Here is an 18,904-nt window from a genome sequence, read left to right on the forward strand (position 1 = left end):
ATTCAGCCCCCAAGCCCATCGAACAGCGCCGTCGAGAGATAGCGCTCGGCAAAGGACGGGATGATCACCACGATGTTCTTGCCGGCATTTTCTTCGCGGCTGCCCACCTTGATGGCTGCGGCAAGTGCTGCACCCGAGGAGATGCCGACCGGCACGCCTTCGAGCTTGGCAACCAGACGGGCGGTTTCCATCGCCGTTCCGCTGTTGATGGTGACGACCTCGTCGTAGATCTTGGTGTCGAGGATGGCGGGCGCAAAGCCCGCGCCGATGCCCTGGATCTTGTGCGGGCCGGGCTGGCCGCCGGAGAGAACCGGGGATTCCTCCGGCTCGACGGCGATCACCTTGATGCTGGCCTTCTTCGACTTCAGCACCTGGCCTGCGCCGGTGATCGTGCCACCGGTGCCGATGCCGGAAACGAGAATGTCGACGCTGCCGTCGGTATCGTTCCAGATTTCCTCGGCTGTCGTCTTGCGATGGATCTCGGGGTTGGCAGGATTTTCGAACTGCTGCGGAATGATCGCGTCAGGCAGCGTCGCGGCCAGTTCTTCGGCCTTGGCGATCGCGCCCTTCATGCCCTTCGGCCCCTCGGTCAGCACCAGCTCGGCGCCGAGCAGCGCCAGCATTTTGCGGCGTTCGACCGACATGGTTTCCGGCATGGTCAGGATCAGCTTGTAGCCCTTGGCGGCTGCCGCGAAGGCAAGCGCGATACCGGTATTGCCGGAGGTCGGCTCAACCAGCGTCGTCTTGCCGGGCGAAATCTTGCCCTGCGCTTCCAGGGTCTCGATCATCGCCACGCCGATACGGTCCTTGACGGAGGCGATCGGGTTGAAGAACTCAAGCTTGGCCAGCAGGTTGGCCTTGACGCCCTTTTCCTTGGCGAGCTTGTCGAGGCGCACGATCGGCGTATCGCCGATGGTCTCGGTGATGGACGAATAGATGCGGCCGCGGCCCGGTTTCTTCGACATGCGTGCTCTCCCTTTAAGTGTGTTGCCGAGAGAATAGGGTCAAAGGCGGATGGACGCCAGACTGAGCCCTCCGCCACGGCGGCATCAAGGAGAAAAAATCCTTTTAAAACCGCCGTTTGACGAACGAATTTTTCAGGCTGCGCGAGTGGCAATAAAGGCTGCCGTGCCCGCCAGGATGCCGGCCGCCGTCCGGTTCAGCGCCTGCAATGCGCGCGGCTGCTTCAGCATGCTGCGGGCGCGGGTTGCAAGCAGCATATAGGGGATCAGCACACTCAGGAGCACGACAAAGGTGGAGGTTAGCAGCAATCCATATTCGCGCAGGCCGATCGCATGGATGTCGATCAGCGTCGGCACCAGCGCCACGTAGAACAGCATTGTCTTCGGATTCCCGAGCGTTACCAGCAGGCCCGAAAGAAACGACATGCCGACGCTGCTCGATTTGCGCGCCGCGATATCCTGCGGCAGCAGCCCCGATGTCCAAAGCTTGTAGGCGATGTAGCAGAGATAGATCACGCCCGCGAACTTGATGACGAGAAAGATCTCGGTGAAGGTCTGCGCCACGAATGCGAGGCCGAGAATGACCGCCGTCAGATAGGTCATGTCGCCCAGCACCAGGCCGAGACCCATGAAGAAGGTCTCGCGAAAATTCGAGCCGAGTGCCCGCGCGACGATCGCCGTGATACCCGGCCCCGGAATGGCGGCTGCGATGAACAATGCGCCGCTATAGGCAATGAGCGCTGCGATCGTCATTTGTCTCTCCCTCGTTGCCGCCTATTTACGACTGTGCGAAATCGCTTTCAAGCAACTTCGAAAATGAACTCATGGGGGATGACATGACCAAGGCCTTGCTGCTGATCGATGTGCAGAATGCCGTGCTCGAGGGTATGGGTGCCGACGACCGCGTGCCGGTGATCCAGGAGGCCTATGACGGCGTGACCAAGCTGCTGGCAGCGGTGCTCAGCCAAGCCCGGTCGGAAGCCGCCCCCGTCATTATCGTCCAGCATGACGAGGCTGAGGGTGACCCGATCGCCAGGGGCAGCAAGGGCTGGGAAATCAGGGCGGAAGTGGCGCCCTTGCCGGGAGAATTGCTGATCAACAAGGAGGCCTGCGACGCCTTCTTCGAAACGCCGCTTGAGGCGGAACTGCGCAGCCGTGGCATCACCCATCTCGTCATCGGCGGCTGCGTCACGCCCTTCTGCATCGATACATCGGTGCGCCGCGCCGTCTCGCTCGGCTTCGATGTCACGCTGATATCCGACGGCCACATGAGCGGCGATAACGGCGTGCTCGGCTTCGAACAGATCATCGCGCATCACAATGCCGTACTCGGCGGCTTCGGCGCGGGCCCGCATGGCGTCAGGCTGTCGAAAGCCGCCGATATCAGCTTCTGACCGCACGCAGAAACCGCCCCGGCATCCAGCCGAGATTCATGCCGGCGGCTGCCAGCAGAATGATCGCGGCACCGATCATCTGCAGCGGCTGCAGCGCGTGGCCGAAGGCAATGCGGTCGACAGCGATCGCCGCGATCGGATAGATGAAGGACAGCGCCCCCGTCAGATGCGTCGGCAGCTTCTGGATCGCGCCGTAGAGCAGCACATACATCAGCCCCGTATGAACGAGGCCCATCGTGACCAGCAGCGACCATGTTGCTGATGTCGCCGGCATGGCGGAGAAATCGGCGAAAGGCGCCAGCATCAGAATGCCGGTCGAAACCTGGATAAGCGCGATCAGATGCGGCGGCGTGCCCTTCAGCCATTTGGCCGCCAGCGCTGCCAGCGCATAGAAGAAGGCGGCCCCGAGCGCCAGCGCGATCCCCAGGCCGTAGCTGCCCGTGACAACACCGCTATCCGGCTTCGCCTCGACGATCGCCATCATGCCCGCGAAGGCAAGCCCCAGCCAGAAAAGCTTGGTGCCGGTGATCTTCTCGCCGAGAAAGACCGCGCCTAGCGCCAGCAGCATGAAAGGCTGGGTATTGTAGACCGTCGTGGCGATCGAAAGCGACGCATGCGAATAGGAGGCAAACAGCAGCAGCCAGTTCAGCACGATGGCGACGCCGCCGAAGACGGCGATACCGAAGCTTTTCAGCGACAGAAGCCGCGGGTTGAGAAGCCCGAGGACAGCACAGATCACGAGCAGGGTGATTGCCCCGAACAGGCAGCGCCAGAACACGACATTGCCGACCGGCTGGCCCGACATCACGACGAACCAGCCGATGCTGCCCGAAATCAGCATTGCCGCCGTCATTTCCGCGCTTCCGCGCCTGATCTCGCTCTGCATCGCAACTCTCCCTTGATGGAAACGCAGATTATTGCGCAACCAGAGCCGTCTCTATATCGTGTGACGTAAAAGGGAAGGATCTGGCCTAATAAATTTAGGCGAAGGAGGCGATGTGGCTAATTCTGATAGAATAGACGAAACGGACCAGAAGCTGCTGGATGCGCTCGCCGTCAATTCCCGCCTGTCGCTGAAAGAGCTCGCCCAGGCGGCCGGCATGTCCTCGCCGAGCGCGGCCGAGCGCCTGCGCCGCCTGGAGGAGCGCGGCATCATCCGGGCCTTCACCATCGACATCGATCCGGCCGCACTCGGCTATCCCCTGCAGGCGATCGTCCGCGTCCGCCCGCTTCCAGGCCAGCTGCACATCGTCGAGAAGCTCATCCAGGAGATCCCCGAATTCATCGAATGCGACAAGGTGACGGGCGACGACTGCTTTATCGCCCGGCTGGTCGTGCGCTCGATGGGGGAGCTGGACGGCATCCTCGACAAGATCGCCGAACGCGCGGAGACCAACACGTCGATGATCAAGTCATCGCCGGTCAAGCGCCGCCTGCCGCCGGTCTGATCAGAAATCCGCCATCGGCGAAAGCATGGCCGGCGCATCCAGCGTCAGGCCGTCCAGGCCGCGGATCATGAAATGCGTCCCATGCGCAGAGGCCGGTGCAGGCTCGCCATTCCAGCCAAGCTTGTCGGGGCGGAAGAGTACCTCCACCCGGTCAGGCCGAACACCGAGCCCGCCCAGAATGGCGGCCAGCGGCGGAATCGAGGCGGCGAGCACGTCGAGCAGGATCAATGTCCCGCCATCGAGCTTCCAGGCGATAACGGCCGAAAGCTGCTCTATGAAGGTGAGCCTCACATCGGGGTCGAGCTGCGTATTGATCAGGAACATCGCAGGGCTTGAGACCACGGCAAGCGTATCGGAGACCGCTTCGCGCCGTACCAGCAAGTCCTGCAGCAAAGCGAGATCATCCGTGTTGTGCGGATCGATCGACCGGCCCTGCGTTGCGAAAACCGCATCGCCGCTGAAGCTGTGCATCGGCAACGTCCGGAAACCATAGGGCTCATAGAGCGCCGGCTTGTCGGTATAGAGCACGATGGCCTCGAAGCCTTGCGCTGCGCACCAGTCGAGCGCCTTCGTCGTCACATCGCGATAAAGGCCGCGCCCGCGCCAAGGCGGCCGCACCGCGCCGGATTGCAGACCGGCCGCATTGATCCGGCGGCCGTTGATCACGAGAGGCATGGCGAAGGCCGAGAGATTGGCGGCCAGCGTCCCGTCCCCGGCAAACCAGCCGAACGGCATACTTGTCGCATCCGGTCCGCCGAGTTGCATCAGCGGCCCGATGTCGATGCCGAACGTGTCATGGAGAAGCGAGACCAGTGTGCGCCAGGCGGCGTGGTCGGCAAAATAATCCTGCCGGAAAGTGAGGCCCGTCGTGTCCGCTGCCGCGCTCATACGCCGGTGGAGCCGAAGCCGCCCGCGCCGCGCGCCGTGGCGCTTGTCTCGGTGATTTCGGCAACACGCACCTGGGTAACGGGCGCAATCACCATCTGGGCGATGCGCATGCCACGGCTGATCTCGAAAGGCTCTTCGCCGAGATTGATCAGCAGAACCTTCACTTCGCCGCGGTAATCGCTGTCGATGGTGCCGGGCGTGTTGAGGCAGGTGATACCGTTCTTGAAGGCAAGCCCCGAACGCGGGCGGATCTGCGCCTCGAAACCGTCGGGCACTTCGAAGATGAATCCGGTCGGCACAAGCGCGCGCTTGCCGGGCGCCAGCGTCATCGGCGCGCCCTCATCGACAGCCGCGCGCAGGTCCATACCGGCTGCCCCCGATGTTTCGTAGGAGGGCAGGTCCAGTCCTTCGCCATTTGCCAGGCGAACGAGGTTGAGCTTCGGGCGGAGGTCGCTTTGGATGTTCATAGGGGCATTACTTTGCGTCCGGCCGCCGAAGGTCAATTGCAAAACCCGGCCTAAATCGCTAGATAGCCCGCAATTCCACAGGATTCACATGATGGCCGAAACACTCGCCGAGGCGGTCTCCCGCCGCCGCACATTCGCTATTATCGCGCACCCGGACGCGGGCAAGACGACGCTGACCGAAAAGCTGCTGCTGTTCGGCGGCGCCATTCAGCTCGCCGGTGAAGTCAAGGCGAAGAAGGACCGCATCCAGACGCGCTCCGACTGGATGAAGATCGAGCGCGAGCGCGGCATCTCGGTCGTCACCTCGGTCATGACCTTCGAATATGACGACAACGTCTTCAACATTCTCGACACGCCCGGTCACGAAGACTTCGCCGACGACACCTACCGCACGCTGACGGCGGTGGATGCCGCCGTTATGGTCATCGATGCTGCCAAGGGTATCGAACCGCGGACGCTGAAGCTTTTCGAAGTCTGCCGCATGCGCGACATCCCGATCATCACCTTCATCAACAAGATGGACCGCGAAAGCCGCGATCCCTTCGAAATTCTCGATGAAGTCGAAGAAAAGCTGGCGCTGGATACCGCGCCGGTCACCTGGCCGATCGGCCGCTCGAAGACCTTTTGCGGTTCCTACAATCTCGCGGCAAACACCGTTCGCGGTTCGGACACGGAGGTCGAGGGCACGCCGGTCAATGGACCGCAGAGTGTCGCCAACCGCCTGCCGGAAAACGAGCGTCAGGCCTTCATCGACGAGACGGAGCTGGCGATCGAAGCCTGCCGCCCGTTCGATCGTCAGGCTTTCCTCGAAGGCCATATGACGCCCGTATTCTTCGGTTCGGCCTTGCGCAATTTCGGCGTTCGCGATCTCATCAACGCGCTCGGCGAGTTCGCTCCGCCGCCGCGCGATCAGGTTGCGGACATCCGCACCGTCCATGCCAATGAAGACAAGATGACCGCCTTCGTCTTCAAGATTCAGGCGAACATGGACCCGAACCACCGCGACCGCATCGCCTTTGCCCGCATCTGCTCCGGCAAGCTGGAGCGCGGCATGAAGGCGCGCCTGGCGCGTACCGGCAAGCAGCTCGGCCTCACCGCCCCGCAGTTCTTCTTCGCCTCGCAGCGCCAGCTGGCGGATACCGCCTACGCCGGCGATGTCGTCGGCATTCCGAACCACGGCACGCTGCGCATCGGCGATACGCTGACCGAAGGTGAAGCGCTGGTCTTTCAGGGCGTCCCGAACTTCTCGCCGGAAATCCTGCGCCGCGTGCGCCTCGAAGATGCGATGAAGGCAAAGAAGCTGAAGGAAGCGCTGCAGCAGATGGCCGAAGAAGGCGTCGTCCAGCTGTTCTCGCCGGAAGATGGCTCACCGGCGATCGTCGGCGTGGTCGGCGCCCTGCAGCTCGATGTTCTCAAGGAACGCCTGCAGCAGGAATATGGCCTGCCGGTCTCCTTCGAAATGTCGCGCTTCTCTGTGTGCCGTTGGGTCTCGTCGGAAAAGCCGGCCGAGCTCGACAAGTTCCTCACTGTCAAGCGCGGCGATATCGCCCGCGATCTCGACGGCGACCCGGTCTTCCTGGCGCAGGACAGCTTCTCGCTCCGTTACGAGTCCGAGCGCTATCCCGACATCAAGATGGACGCCATCAAGGAATATCACGTCGCCAAGGCGGCGTGATAGCAGCCGCGCGGGTCACTCCCCGCGCGGATAGCGCTTGCTTTCTTCCAGCACGTTGAGGTCCATGTGGTTGCGCATGTAGCGCTCCGAGGCCTTCTGCAGCGGCTGGTAATCCCAGGGATAATAGGCGCCGTTGCGCAGCGCCTCGTAAACCACCCAGCGCCGCGCCTGGCTTTCGCGAACCGCTGCGTCATAGGTGGGCAGGCTCCAGCGCGCATCCACCTGTGCCTTTAGTCGGCTCATTGCTTCCGCGTGATTGGGATCTTTCGCGAGGTTAGTCAGTTCATGCGGATCAGCATCAAGGTCGAAAAGCATTGCCGGATCGGCGTCGCAAAGCGACAGTTTGTAGCGGCCGTCGCGGATCGCGACGAGCGGCGTGATCGAGCCTTCGGCCGCATATTCCATCGGAACCGGGTTGCGGTCGCCGGTGCCGTTGGCGAGCGGCGCCAGATCCTCGCCATCGGTCCATTTCTTCAGTGAGGTGATATCGAGACCGGCAAGACCGGCGAGCGTCGGCGTGACGTCCAGCGTCGAGACCGGCTGCGTGATCAGCGCCGGTTCCCAGCCCGGAGCGCTGATCATTAGCGGCACCCGCGAGGAGCCGTCGAAGAAACACATCTTGAACCAGAGCCCACGCTCGCCGAGCATGTCGCCATGGTCCGAAACGAAGAGAATGATCGTATCCTCGGCCATCCGGCTACGCTCGAGCACGTCGAGGATCTCTCCGACCTTCTCGTCGACATAGGAGATATTGGCGAAATAGCCGCGCCGCGCGCGGCGGATCTGCTCGGGCGTGATGTCGAAGGCCTTATAGTCGCAGGCTTCGAGCAGGCGCTGCGAATGCGGATCGAGTTCGTCGAAGGGTAGGGCCGGGACTTCAGGGTCGAGCGCCGGGCAATCCTCGTAGAGATCCCAGAATTTCCGCCGCGCCACATAGGGATCGTGCGGATGCGTGAAGCTCACCGTCAGGCACCAGGGCCGGTCGTCCTGGCGGCGTGAAAGGTCGTAGAGCTTGCGGGTCGCGTTATAGGCAACCTCGTCGTCATATTCCATCTGGTTGGTGATCTCGGCCACGCCGGCGCCGGTGACAGAGCCGAGATTGTGGTACCACCAGTCGATCCGCTCGCCGGGCTTCGTATAGTCAGGCGTCCAGCCGAAGTCGGCCGGATAGATATCGGTTGTCAGCCGTTCCTCGAAGCCGTGCAGCTGGTCCGGCCCAACGAAATGCATCTTGCCCGAAAGCGCCGTGTGATAGCCGGCCGCCCGCAGATGATGCGCATAGGTCGGGATATCGGACGCGAACTCGGCGGCGTTGTCATAGACGCGCGTGCGGCTCGGCAGCTGGCCGGACATGAAGGAGGCGCGGGCGGGCGCGCAGAGCGGGCTTGCCGTATAACTGTTGGCAAAGCGCACCGAGCGCTTGGCAAGCGCCTTCAGATGCGGCGCATGCAGGAAGTCCGCGGGACCGTCAGGGAAGAAGGTGCCGTTGAACTGGTCCACCATGAGGATGAGGATATTCGGGCGCGTCATACTGTTGTCCTGCCTGTGTTTCGAAGGCCGTTGCGCTTCGCCTGCTATTCGATCATTTTATTGAACAACGGCTGTGCATCCTTGTGAAGCTGAATTCTTTCGATGTGTGACAAAAGGAATTTTTATGGCTGACCGGCCGGTTGATCTCGGATGGCTGCGCATTCTGGCCGAAGCCGGCAGGCTCGGAAACCTGTCGTCGGCGGCCGAGGCGCTAGGGCTCACGCAGCCTGCCGTAAGTTATCAGATCCGCCGTCTGGAGGAGCAGATGCGGGTCAGCCTGCTGGAGCGCCGTCATCGCGGCGTCGAGTTGACGGCGGAGGGCCGCCGTCTCTTCGATATCGCCTCGCGCACGGTTGCAGATGTCGACACGCTGGTGCGCAGCTTCCGCAACGAGGCCGATCGCCTGACGCTCCGTCTGCATACCGATTATGCCTTCTCCTCGCTCTGGCTGATCCCGCGCATGCATGCATTCGGCCAGCGCCACCCCGGCCTCGATATCCAGATCGTTGCCACCCAGTTCGTCGAGCGGCCGATGCCGGACCGCCATGATGCGGCGATCGTCTTCGGCAGCCGACGCGATTTCGGCGCGCACGGCATCCTGCTGATGCCGGAAAAGGTCGTCCCGGTCTGCTCGCCGGGCTTCATGGCAAGGCACGGGCCGTTCGGCGCGGCCGGCGAGCTGCCGGGAGCACGTCTGCTACATCTCGATGTGCCCGGCGCTTCGCCCTGGTTCGACTGGCCGAGCTATTTTGCCGAGCTTGGTCTGCGCCGTGACGGCTCGGCGGCGCCGGGTGAGATGAGCTTCAACACCTATTCGCTCGTCGTTCAGGCGGCCGTCGGGGAGCAGGGGATTGCCATTGGCTGGATGGGCCTGGTGGATTCGCTGCTGGCCTCCGGCATGCTGGTCACCGCCGGACCGGCTCTGGAGGCGGCCGATCGCGGCTATTGGCTCATCCCGCCTCGCGAGAAGACCGCGGAGACGGAAAGCCTGGTGGAATGGCTGCAGGCCGAGGCGGGACGCTGAAACGTCAGGCGCCGAGATCTTTCAGGAAATCCTTGCACCAGCGGGAGACGTCGAATTCCAGAAGATGATCCATCATCTTCTTCCAGCGTTCCTTCCGCTCGTCGAGCGGCATGCTGAGCGCCCGCGCCAAGGCATTGGCGGTTCCTTCGACGTCGTACGGATTGACGAGCAGTGCGCCCTTCAATTCGCGGGCCGCACCCGCAAAGCGCGACAGCACGAGAACGCCAGGATCGTCGGAATCCTGCGCCGCGACATATTCCTTGGCGACAAGGTTCATCCCGTCGCGCAGCGGCGTCACCAGCCCGACACGGCCGAGACGGTAGAGCCCCGCAAGGATATGGCGACCGACGGAACGGTTGATGTAGCGGATCGGCACCCAGTCCACCGATCCGAGCGCGCCGTTCACCCGTCCGGCCTGTTCGGCGACGGTGCGCTGCATCGCCTCGTATTCCGGCACTTCGGAGCGGGATTTCGGAGTGATCTGCAGATAGGTCACATGCCCCTGCTGCGCCGGATTGGCCTTGATGAAGCTCTCGAAGGCGTCGATGCGCTGCGTCAGTCCCTTGGAATAGTCGAGCCGGTCGACACCGATGATCAGGCTACGTCCCTCGACGCTCTCGCGCGCCTTGCGCACCATGCTGTGGGTCGAGGACTTGCGGGCGAACTCGGCGAAGGCAGCGGTCTCGATGCCGATCGAATAGGCGCCGCCCTTGAATGTCCTGCCGTGCGAGCTGAAGCGCCCGCCACCAAGCTCGTCGCCGATCCCTTCGCGGCGCAGACAGCCGGCAAAGTTTTCAAGGTCATGATCGGTCTGGAAGCCGACGAGATCATAATGCGAGAGGCCGCGCATGATCTCCTCGTGGACAGGCATGGTGAAGAGCACATCGGCCGGCGGCCAGGGAATGTGCAGAAAAAAGCCGATCTTGTTCTTCAGCCCCATCTGTCGCAGCTCGGCAGCGAGCGGGATCAGGTGATAGTCGTGCACCCATATGACATCGTCAGGCTTGATCAGCGGCGCCAGCCGGTGCGCGAAGAAACGGTTGACGCGGAAATATCCAGCCATCTCCTTGCGTCCATATTCGGCGAGATCCAGCCGGTAATGGCAGATCGGCCAGAGCACGCGGTTGGCAAAGCCGTGATAATATTCCTCGACATCGGTGTCGGTCAGGTCGGTCAGCGCATAGGTGATGTTGCCTTGCTGGATTTCCGCAAGCTTCTCCGGTTCCTGCTCACCGCTCGATTTCCCCGACCAGCCCATCCAGATGCCGCCGCGCTCTTCGAGCGCTGCCTTCAGCGCAACGGCAAGGCCGCCGGCAGGCGCAATTCCGCCTTTGTCGGGAACGGGAACGCGATTGGAAACGACGACGAGACGGCTCATGGTTCAGTCCTTTTCATGGAAATGGTTTTGATGCTCAAATGGTTCACGCCGCCAGCCGGGCGATGACGCCGCGAAGGGCTGCCGCGGACGCGATCGATGCTTTCGCTTCGCTTGCGGGCGAGAGCGGCCCAACGCGGATCGACAGGCCGCCGAGAGGATTGACCGCGCGGAACATCGCCTCGTCGGTCACATCGTCGCCGATCGCGATCGGACGGCGGCCCTTGAAAGGCGGCTGCGCCAGGAAGGCCTCGACGGCGTGGCCCTTGTCGGCGCTGGAGGGGCGGATCTCGATCACCATCTTACCATGCTGCATGTGCCAATCTGGTCCGGCGCGGTCGAGCGCCTGCTGCATCAGTGGTTCGAGATCGATTTCCCGATCCGGCGCCAGCCGGTAATGAGCGGCAACCGCCGCTCCCTTGTCTTCGATGAGGACGCCAGACCAGCCCTTTGTCTGGCGTACGAGATCGGCTTTCAGCGCCTCGAATTCCGCCGTCGCTTCGGCCGTCGTCACCGACCCATCGGCTGCGCGGCGTTCGGCGCCGTGAAGCCCGGCTATCGGGAAGCGAAGCGGCGCAAACAACCGGTCGGCATAGGAAAGGCCCCGCCCGGTCACCAGCGCCAATGCGCCGCCAAGCCTTGCGGAAAGCGTTTCGAGCTGGCCGGGAAGCTCCGGCGGCACGACGATGCCGTCAGGCGTCTCCGCAAGGTCGAGCAGCGTGCCGTCGATGTCGAGAAACAGGGCCCAGGAATCCGGAGCGCTGGTCAGCGCGGCAAAGATGGAGTCCTCGCCTGAAGCCGCATCCGACTCCGCGATGACAAGCGGCTGCTTTTGATAGGACATGAGGCCTATCTATGTCAGCGCTCCCAAGCGGCAACCCTATTTGTCCGGTGTCGAACCCTAGTCGCCTGGCTGGATGCCGCCATTCTTGGCGTAGAATGCCTTCGCATCCGCCGTGAAAGCCGCCCGCTGTTCGGCATTGGTGTAGAACATGTGGCCGCCGCGATAGACGTCGAGCTGCACGCGATCCTTGGCAAGGCTCTGCGGCAGGTGATCGACGACATAGCGGCTGACACCATAGGGCGTCACGAGATCGCTGTAGCCATGGGCGATCAGCAGGTGGAAGCTCGGGTTTGAGGCCAGGAGCTGCCGGATATCGCCGGTGACGCTCGCCTGCAGGCGCGATCCGCCGCCGCGCCCGCCCCATTCCCATTGCCGGTTCACATCGTTGTCGAGCAGCGAATAGGTCATCTCGGTCTTGAAGCCCAGTTCGTTGCGGGCGTAATCGGCAAAGGCGCCGCCATAGGCGCGCGTGAATCCGTCGAGAATGGCGTCGTCGCCGCGATCATAATCCGATTCGGGATACGGATCGGGCGAGGCAAACCCGGCATCGTAGGGGCTCATCACCTCGCCTTTTTCCTTGCCGGAATTCTTGGCAAAGGCGTTGCCGAGGAAACCGCGGCTGCGGGTCACGACGTCTTCCGGAATTCCGGTCAGGCCGGAAACCTTGGCGTAAAATGCCTTGGCGGTATCGCCCGAAGGTTCGGGTCCCACAAGCGTCGTCAGATAGTCTCCCAGCGCAAAGCGCTCGGCCTCGGTCTGTTTCTCCGCTGAGAAAGCGCCGCGCCGGTCCATCTCTGCAGCGGCGAGCGAGGGAAGTTCGAGAGCAGCGCCGAGAGCGAACTCGTCGGCATTGAACATCAGCTGCGCCTCAAGCAGCGGCGACAGCATGATGGCGCCGGCAACGATAATGCCCTGGCCCTCCTGCAGCGCCCCGGCCACCTTCGCGGCGCGGAAGCCGCCATAGCTCTCGCCGAGCAGGTACTTCGGCGAGGCCGCACGGTTGTTGTGGGCGACGTAAAGGGCGATCGCCTTGGCAATGCTCTGCGCATCCGAACCGACGCTGTAATAGTCCTTGGCATCATCGGCCTTCGCCGTCCGGCTCCACCCGGTACCGATCGGATCGATCAGAACGAGATCGGTGAAATCCAGCCAGCTCCCGGGATTGTCGGAGAGCTTCGCATAGGCGCCATCGCGCGCCTGCGGCCCGAAATCGAGAATGCGCGGGCCGACGAGGCCGAGATGCAGAAAGGCGGACGCGGCGCCCGGCCCGCCGTTGAAGGCAAAGGTGAGAGGCCGGTTCGGACCGGCATTCTTCGCGGTATAGGCGGTGTAGAAGATCGCTCCGGTCTGGTTGCCGTCCTGGCCGAACAGATCGAGCGTCCCGGCCGTTGCCGTATAATCCAGTTTCCGGCCGCCGATCGTTGCCTCGTGCTCCGTGACGGCATCCTGCGGAAGCAGCTTGAGAACACCCGGCCGGTCCTCGGAAAAGGCCGGTGCGGCGGCAAGCGAGAGAGTAAGGGCAATGGTCAGCGTCAGCGAGCGCAACAGCAAATGATCTCCTCCGGCGTAGGTTCGGCCTGACACAGGGTATCATCGCCTGCCGTGGAGGCTCATCAAGACATGGTGATCCCCGGGTGAGCATAGCTCATCCCCCCGGGTGAGCGCCACCAGTGACCGGTATCAAGGTGTCTCGATCGTCCTCGCACTGACCTGCAGCGCGCGCCCGGCATTCCAGCCGTTGATTGCGGCACCCAGGCCGAGCGCCACGAACAGCACCGAGCACCAGGCAAAGCTCCCCGTCCAGCTGCGGATCATGCCGACGATCAGTGGTCCGATCGCCGCCAGCAGATAGCCGACGCATTGCGCCATGCCGGAAAGATGGGCCGCAACATGCGAGTCCTTCGAGCGCAACACGATCGCCGTCATCGCCACCGCAATCAGGCCGCCCTGGCCGACGCCCTGCAGCGCTGCCCAGAGCCAGACGGTGGAGAGCGGCGCAAAGAGCAGGCCGAGGAGCGCAATGACGGCGATAACGCAGAGCGAAGCGTTGATCAGCCGCTGATCCTTGCCGCGTACGGCGATGTGTGGCGCGACCAGGCAGGCAGCGGCCTGCACCATGACCGACATCGAAACGATGGCACCAGCGGTGACGCCGTCGAGGCCGCGCTCACGCAGGATCGGAACCAGCCAGCCAAAAACGCAATAGGCGAGGGCCGATTGCAAGCCCATGAACAGCGTCACCTGCCAGGCAAGCTTGTCTCGCCACAGTCCCTCGACGCGGAAGCCGCTGCGCTTCGCGACATTCTTGGTGCTGAGAACCTGCGGCAGCCAGATCAGCCCGACGACGACAGCCGGAACAGCCCAGGCGGCCAATGCGCCCGAAAGCGAACCGCCGAGCGCATGCTCGATCGGCAAGGTCAGCCCGGCGGCACTCGCCGCGCCGGCGCAAAGCGCCATCGTGTAGCAGCCGGTCATCAATGCGGCTCGATCGGCAAAGTCGCGCTTCACCAGACCCGGCAGCAACACGTTGCCGACGGCGATGCAGCCACCGGCGATCGCCGTGCCGAGAAACAGCAGCGGGATCGAATCGAGTCCGCGCATCGCCGTTCCGAGCGCCAGAAGGAAGATGACGCCGAGCAGCGTCCGTTCGGAACCGATGCGCTGCGCCAGCCTCGGCGCCAGCGGCGAGAAGGCGCCGAGGCAGACGACGGGAAGCGTGGTCAGCAGGCTGGCGCCGAGCGACGAAAGGCCAAGCCCGGAGCGGATTTCGGGAAGCAACGCTGAGGCGCTGGAGAAAACCGGCCGCAGGTTGAAGGCGATCAGTACGAGGCTGACACCGAGCAGGATACGCGCGGTCGAAGACATCGCCGCGGGTGGCTGCACCGGCGGCACGCTATCAGTTTCGGCATCGATCAGCTGTTCGCTCGCCGCATCGAAGGCGTGCGTGGCATCATTCAGGGGAGTGGTCATGACAGGAGCATCCGGTCCAGTGCGGCGATCACGGGGGCCATGAAGCGGCGCACCGCCGCATCGGCCTTTTCGGGATCGCCAGTTTCGATGGCATCGATGATAGCGGCATGCGCCTGCATATCCGGCTCCGGCACATCCTGCCCGAGCGTCGCTTCGATGGTTTCGGCAATCGACGCCGAGAAGAAGTCGTAGATCTCGATCATCGCGCGGTTCTGCGCGGCGGCGATGACCGCCTTGTGGAAGGCGAGGTCGCGAGCAATGAAGGCAGCCTTGTCGCCGCCATCGTAGTTGCCGCGCTCTTCGAGCAGGGTCCTCAACCCGGCAATCACGGCAGGCGTCTGCCGGATGCTGGCAAGCCGGGCGGCCTCGACATCAAGTGCGCAGCGCGCCTCGAACTGGTCGCGCAGTCCCGCCCGCCGCGCCATGGTCAGCGGCATGCTGCTGTCGGTCGTCGAGAGAACGTAGGTGCCCGAACCCTGCCGTGTTTCGAGATAGCCCTGCGACACCAGCACGCGCACGGCCTCGCGCACCGTGCCGCGGCTGACGGAGAGCATGCCGCAGAGGGCCGCCTCGTTCGGCAGCTTGTCGCCGACGGCCCAGCGCTTGGCGAGGATCTCGCTGCGGATTGCCTCGATCGCGGTCTCCGCCAGATTGATCTTGCTGAGAGGTTGCATGGTCATATTCATAAAGTCATCAGATGACTTTATGAATATGACGCGGGGCCCATGCCGTCAAATGCTTTCTGCAGAAATGGAAAAAGGGCCGCTTTCGCGACCCTTTCCATGAGTTTGGCCTTGAACTGGCCGGACCGTCAGGCGGTCCTAGGAAGGCCGGCTTTAGAGCGAGGGCTGCCCCGCTTTCATCACCACTTCCAAGCCTTCTACAAAGACCGAAATCTCATTAGACATTGGATCACCTTCCTTTCGTTTCGTTGAACATGACTCAAAGGTAGGCCGATTCGGCCGCGATGCAAGAAAAAACCCGGCCGCAGCCGTGCCGTGCCGCCTGACGCACCAAGACTTCGAGCAGCGTTGCGACGCAGATTTAAGAAAAATCAAAGTGATGACACCCTGTGGCAGACTGACCGCACGCTCCGAGAAAAGTTGTGAGCAGCGCCAGACGATCGCGGGAAACGTCAACAATCCGTCATAAAGGCTTGCGACTCCGGTAGCCCTTAAGGCCTTATTTACCACCGCGCCCGACAATCGGATCTCGTGTTTTCGGGCATTTTCTGCCGCCAAGACGGCAGGCTGGAGCAAAGAGCATGTGTCGCTGGGCAGCCTATCGCGGAGACCCCCTCTATCTGGAGGAGCTGGTATCCTCGCCCGCGCATTCGCTGATCGAGCAATCCCATTGCGCCACCCGCGCCAAGACCGCCACCAATGGCGATGGCTTCGGCATCGCCTGGTATGGCGACCGGCCGGAGCCGGGCCGCTATCGCGATATCCTTCCCGCCTGGTCCGATTGCAATCTGAAGAGCCTTGCGCGGCAGATCCGCTCGCCGCTTTTTCTCGCGCATGTGCGCGCCGCGACCGGCGGCGGCACCCGCCGCGACAACTGCCATCCCTTCACGCACGAAAACTGGTCCTTTATGCACAACGGCCAGATCGGCGGTTTTGAGCGCCTGCGCCGCGCAATGGAAGCCATGCTCGACGACGAGCTCTTCAATGCCCGCAGCGGCACGACGGACTCGGAACTGATGTTCCTGCTCGCCCTGCAATTCGGCCTGCGCCAGGCGCCGGTCGCTGCCATGTCGGAAATGGTGAGCTTCGTCGAAGGCCTCTCGCAGAACATGCTCGGCAGCGTCCACCTGCGCTTCACCGCGGCTTTCTCCGACGGCAAGTCGCTCTACGGCATCCGCTACGCCACCGATCGCAAGGCGCCGACGCTCTATGCCTCGCCGATGCGCGACGGGCACTGCCTCGTCTCCGAACCGCTGAATGACGATGTCGATGCCTGGGCCGAAATCCCTGATGGCAGCGCCGTGACGATCAACGAAACGGGCATTCATGTCGTGCCGTTCCGGCCGGAACAGCGCGCCACGAACAAGGCCGATATCGCTATACCTGCCTGAGCCGCTCGGCGATCACGGCAGCCAGCTTATCGGCCACCTCTTCCTTCGCCATATCGGGCCATTGCTCGATGCCGCCGCGGCTGATCAGCTTCACGCTGTTGCGCGTTCCACCCATGATGCCGGTTGCCGGAGAGACGTCGTTGGCGACGATCATGTCGGCGCCCTTGCGCTCAAGTTTGGTCTTGGCATTGCTCTCCACATCCTGCGTCTCGGCTGCAAAGCCGACGACGAGCTTCGGCCGCATCGTGTGATGGCCGACGGTCTTCAGGATGTCCGGGTTTTCGGTCAGCGCCAGCGTCGGAATGGATTCGCCGGGTTGCTTCTTGATCTTCTGGTTGGCAGCTGAGGCCACGCGCCAGTCGGCGACGGCCGCGACCATCACGGCAATATCCGCAGGCAAGGCAGCCAGAACCGCATCGCGCATCTCCTCGGCGCGCTCGACATGAATGGTCTTCACGCCCACCGGATCGGCAATCGTCACAGGCCCGGAAACAAGCGTCACATCTGCGCCGAGCTTCGCCAGCGCCGCGGCGATCGCATGGCCCTGACGTCCCGAGGAGCGGTTGGCGATATAGCGCACCGGGTCGATCGGCTCATGGGTCGGCCCCGATGTCACGACGGCCTTGCGTCCGGCCAGCGGCTTCGGGCCATCGTCCAGCAGTGCTTCGGCAGCAGCGACGATTTCCAGCGGCTCCGCCATGCGGCCGGTGCCGGCCTCGCGGCTCTCCGCCATCTCTCCCGCCATCGGCCCGATCATCCGGATGCCGTCGGCAGCGAGCGTCGCGACATTGCGCTTCGTCGCCGGATGCGCCCACATGCGCGGGTTCATCGCCGGTGCGGCGAGCACAGGCTTGTCGGTCGCGAGCAGAATGGTGGAGGCAAGATCGTCGGCAAGGCCGTTCGCCATTTTCGCCATCAGGTCGGCAGTGGCAGGTGCGATCAGCACCAGGTCGCAATCGCGCGCCAGCCGGATGTGGCCGATATCCTGTTCGTCCTGCCGTGAAAAGAGATCGGTGAAGACATGATCGGCGGCCAGCGCGCCGACCGCGAGCGGCGTCACGAATTCCTGCGCGCCCGATGTCATGACGGGACGCACAGAAGCGCCGCGCTCGCGTAATCTGCGGATCAGATCGAGGCTCTTATAGGCTGCGATACCGCCCGAGATGATAAGCAGGATGCGTTTGCCGCTGAGAGCCATGGCCTTCTACCCGTCGTTTTGTTGTTGCGGTGAGCCTAAGCCTTTGGCGAATAACATGCAATGCGTGCAGCGCTCAGTGCGCCCGCCGCCCGCGCGCCGGCGTGAAGATGGCGATCGCCAGCCCGACGCCCGCAAGCTGCAGGATCGAGCCGCCGGCTTCGGCGATCGTCGGCAGCCGCTGCTCGAAGAGGAAACCGAAGATGAGCCCGAACACCGTTTCGGCAACAATCAGCTGCGCCGCAAGCGCCAGCGGCAGCCGCTTCGAGGCAATCATCCAGAGCAATGTCGCGAGCCACGCGCCGGCAAGCCCCATGATCAGCGACCAGAGAATGAAGCGCCAGAGCTCGGCCGCGGTGAAGACAATGTCGGTGCCGGCCGAGGTGAAGGGGATGAGCACGAGGCAGCCGATCCCGGCGCCGATGCCCTGCAATCCGGTCCATTGCAGAATGTCGGGCGCGTCGGGCGATTGCATCGCGGCGGTGCTGGCGAGGCCGTAGATCACCCACAGGATCAGCCCGATCATCGCCGAGCCGATGCCGAGCAGGATCGCGCCCTGATCGCCCGATGGCGTCGTCGCGAAGATCGACAGATTGACCCAGCCGATGCCGATCGCGATCAGGATCAAAGGCAGCGCCAGCAGCCGCCAGGGCACCGAGCGGTCACGCAGATTGGCGATGACGGCGAGAAGCACCGGCATGGTGCCGATGACGAGCGGCGGGATGGCAGCGCCCGCCAGCCGAACCGCATAGGCGACGCTGACGAAGTAGCCGACATATCCGATACCGCCAAGCAGCAGCGCTGTGATCGCCATGCGCGGCTTGATGTTCCTGGGACGAAAGCGTGGGCTGACCATCAGCACGATGCTCGCCAGCGCAAACAAACCGTAGCGCGTCACTGTCAGATCCATGGTGCTGAAGGGCGCGATGGCGCGCGGCACGACGAAGGTCACTCCCCACAAGGCGCATGTGGCGAGGCCGCAGAGAATACCGAGAAGCATGGAACACCCGAGGCGAAATCGCCGGACGATGAAGTGACTGGATGCCTTCTTGATAGGC

The 18,904-nt window shown here is 63.3% G+C and carries 18 protein-coding genes; 5 read left to right on the plus strand and 13 right to left on the minus strand.

The features are described 5' to 3' along the window. Positions 1-2: 2 nt before the first annotated feature. Together cysK and ABIE40_RS01420 are read right to left on the minus strand one after the other, a co-directional pair. A complete protein-coding gene (gene cysK, locus ABIE40_RS01415; protein ID WP_199626007.1) occupies positions 3-965 on the minus strand; it encodes a cysteine synthase A in 963 nt (320 codons plus the stop codon). A gap of 132 nt (positions 966-1,097) precedes the next feature. After that, positions 1,098-1,715 (minus strand): LysE family translocator, encoded by a 618-nt coding sequence (locus ABIE40_RS01420; protein ID WP_199626008.1) that lies wholly within the window; start codon positions 1,713-1,715, stop codon positions 1,098-1,100. 83 nt (positions 1,716-1,798) lie between these two features. Here ABIE40_RS01420 and ABIE40_RS01425 point away from each other — a divergent pair, with 83 nt between their 5' ends. After that, a complete protein-coding gene (locus ABIE40_RS01425; RefSeq protein WP_199626009.1) occupies positions 1,799-2,356 on the plus strand; it encodes a cysteine hydrolase family protein in 558 nt (185 codons plus the stop codon). Here ABIE40_RS01425 and ABIE40_RS01430 read toward each other — a convergent pair. Next, complete coding sequence (locus tag ABIE40_RS01430; RefSeq protein WP_199626010.1) at positions 2,346-3,242, minus strand: DMT family transporter; 897 nt, start codon at positions 3,240-3,242, stop codon at positions 2,346-2,348. The genes ABIE40_RS01425 and ABIE40_RS01430 overlap by 11 nt on opposite strands. Positions 3,243-3,354: 112 nt before the next feature. On the opposite strand from ABIE40_RS01430, the gene ABIE40_RS01435 reads away from it, so the two are divergent. Then, positions 3,355-3,804, plus strand: coding sequence for an Lrp/AsnC family transcriptional regulator (locus ABIE40_RS01435; RefSeq protein WP_112713840.1), 450 nt, complete (start codon positions 3,355-3,357; stop codon positions 3,802-3,804). Here the strand turns inward: ABIE40_RS01435 and ABIE40_RS01440 are convergent, their stop codons facing one another. Both ABIE40_RS01440 and dut read right to left on the minus strand, forming a co-directional pair. Next, positions 3,805-4,692 carry a GNAT family N-acetyltransferase gene (locus tag ABIE40_RS01440; protein WP_199626011.1) on the minus strand — a complete coding sequence of 296 codons (888 nt, stop codon included), beginning with the start codon at positions 4,690-4,692 and terminating at the stop codon, positions 3,805-3,807. Further along, the gene (dut, locus tag ABIE40_RS01445) at positions 4,689-5,159 is read right to left on the minus strand and encodes a dUTP diphosphatase (RefSeq protein ID WP_130279250.1); all 471 of its coding nucleotides are present in this window, start codon (positions 5,157-5,159) and stop codon (positions 4,689-4,691) included. The genes ABIE40_RS01440 and dut overlap by 4 nt, the downstream gene beginning before the upstream one ends. A 91-nt stretch (positions 5,160-5,250) precedes the next feature. Here dut and ABIE40_RS01450 point away from each other — a divergent pair, with 91 nt between their 5' ends. Next, positions 5,251-6,834, plus strand: a complete 1,584-nt coding sequence (locus ABIE40_RS01450; RefSeq protein ID WP_130279249.1) for a peptide chain release factor 3 — start codon at positions 5,251-5,253, stop codon at positions 6,832-6,834. A gap of 15 nt (positions 6,835-6,849) precedes the next feature. On the opposite strand, the gene betC is transcribed toward ABIE40_RS01450, so the two are convergent. After that, positions 6,850-8,364, minus strand: coding sequence for a choline-sulfatase (gene betC / locus ABIE40_RS01455; protein ID WP_199626012.1), 1,515 nt, complete (start codon positions 8,362-8,364; stop codon positions 6,850-6,852). Between the two features lie 124 nt (positions 8,365-8,488). On the opposite strand from betC, the gene ABIE40_RS01460 reads away from it, so the two are divergent. Continuing rightward, positions 8,489-9,388, plus strand: a complete 900-nt coding sequence (locus ABIE40_RS01460) for a choline sulfate utilization transcriptional regulator (RefSeq protein WP_199626013.1) — start codon at positions 8,489-8,491, stop codon at positions 9,386-9,388. Positions 9,389-9,392: 4 nt separating this feature from the next. Here ABIE40_RS01460 and otsA read toward each other — a convergent pair whose 3' ends face one another. The 5 genes from otsA to ABIE40_RS01485 all read right to left on the minus strand — a co-directional run bounded on the left by otsA (position 9,393) and on the right by ABIE40_RS01485 (position 15,251). Beyond that, positions 9,393-10,766, minus strand: coding sequence for an alpha,alpha-trehalose-phosphate synthase (UDP-forming) (gene otsA / locus ABIE40_RS01465; protein WP_199626014.1), 1,374 nt, complete (start codon positions 10,764-10,766; stop codon positions 9,393-9,395). 43 nt (positions 10,767-10,809) lie between these two features. Continuing rightward, a complete protein-coding gene (gene otsB, locus ABIE40_RS01470; protein ID WP_199626015.1) occupies positions 10,810-11,607 on the minus strand; it encodes a trehalose-phosphatase in 798 nt (265 codons plus the stop codon). A 57-nt stretch (positions 11,608-11,664) separates the two neighbouring features. Next, entirely contained in the window at positions 11,665-13,158 is a 1,494-nt protein-coding gene (locus tag ABIE40_RS01475; RefSeq protein ID WP_199626016.1) for a S10 family peptidase, read from the minus strand. Between the two features lie 129 nt (positions 13,159-13,287). Continuing rightward, positions 13,288-14,577, minus strand: coding sequence for a CynX/NimT family MFS transporter (locus tag ABIE40_RS01480; RefSeq protein ID WP_199626017.1), 1,290 nt, complete (start codon positions 14,575-14,577; stop codon positions 13,288-13,290). Further along, positions 14,574-15,251, minus strand: a complete 678-nt coding sequence (locus ABIE40_RS01485) for a FadR/GntR family transcriptional regulator (protein WP_199626760.1) — start codon at positions 15,249-15,251, stop codon at positions 14,574-14,576. Before ABIE40_RS01485 ends, ABIE40_RS01480 begins: the two co-directional genes overlap by 4 nt. A 590-nt stretch (positions 15,252-15,841) precedes the next feature. Between ABIE40_RS01485 and ABIE40_RS01490 the strand changes: the two genes are divergently transcribed. Continuing rightward, positions 15,842-16,651, plus strand: a complete 810-nt coding sequence (locus tag ABIE40_RS01490) for a class II glutamine amidotransferase (RefSeq protein ID WP_199626018.1) — start codon at positions 15,842-15,844, stop codon at positions 16,649-16,651. Here ABIE40_RS01490 and coaBC read toward each other — a convergent pair. Beyond that, positions 16,638-17,849, minus strand: coding sequence for a bifunctional phosphopantothenoylcysteine decarboxylase/phosphopantothenate--cysteine ligase CoaBC (gene coaBC, locus ABIE40_RS01495; RefSeq protein WP_199626019.1), 1,212 nt, complete (start codon positions 17,847-17,849; stop codon positions 16,638-16,640). The genes ABIE40_RS01490 and coaBC overlap by 14 nt on opposite strands. A gap of 73 nt (positions 17,850-17,922) precedes the next feature. Beyond that, on the minus strand, positions 17,923-18,846 hold the full coding sequence (locus ABIE40_RS01500; protein WP_199626020.1) for a DMT family transporter: 924 nt from the start codon (positions 18,844-18,846) through the stop codon (positions 17,923-17,925). Positions 18,847-18,904: the final 58 nt, after the last annotated feature.

The organism is Rhizobium sp. OAE497 (genome assembly GCF_040546565.1).
GTDB lineage: Bacteria > Pseudomonadota > Alphaproteobacteria > Rhizobiales > Rhizobiaceae > Rhizobium.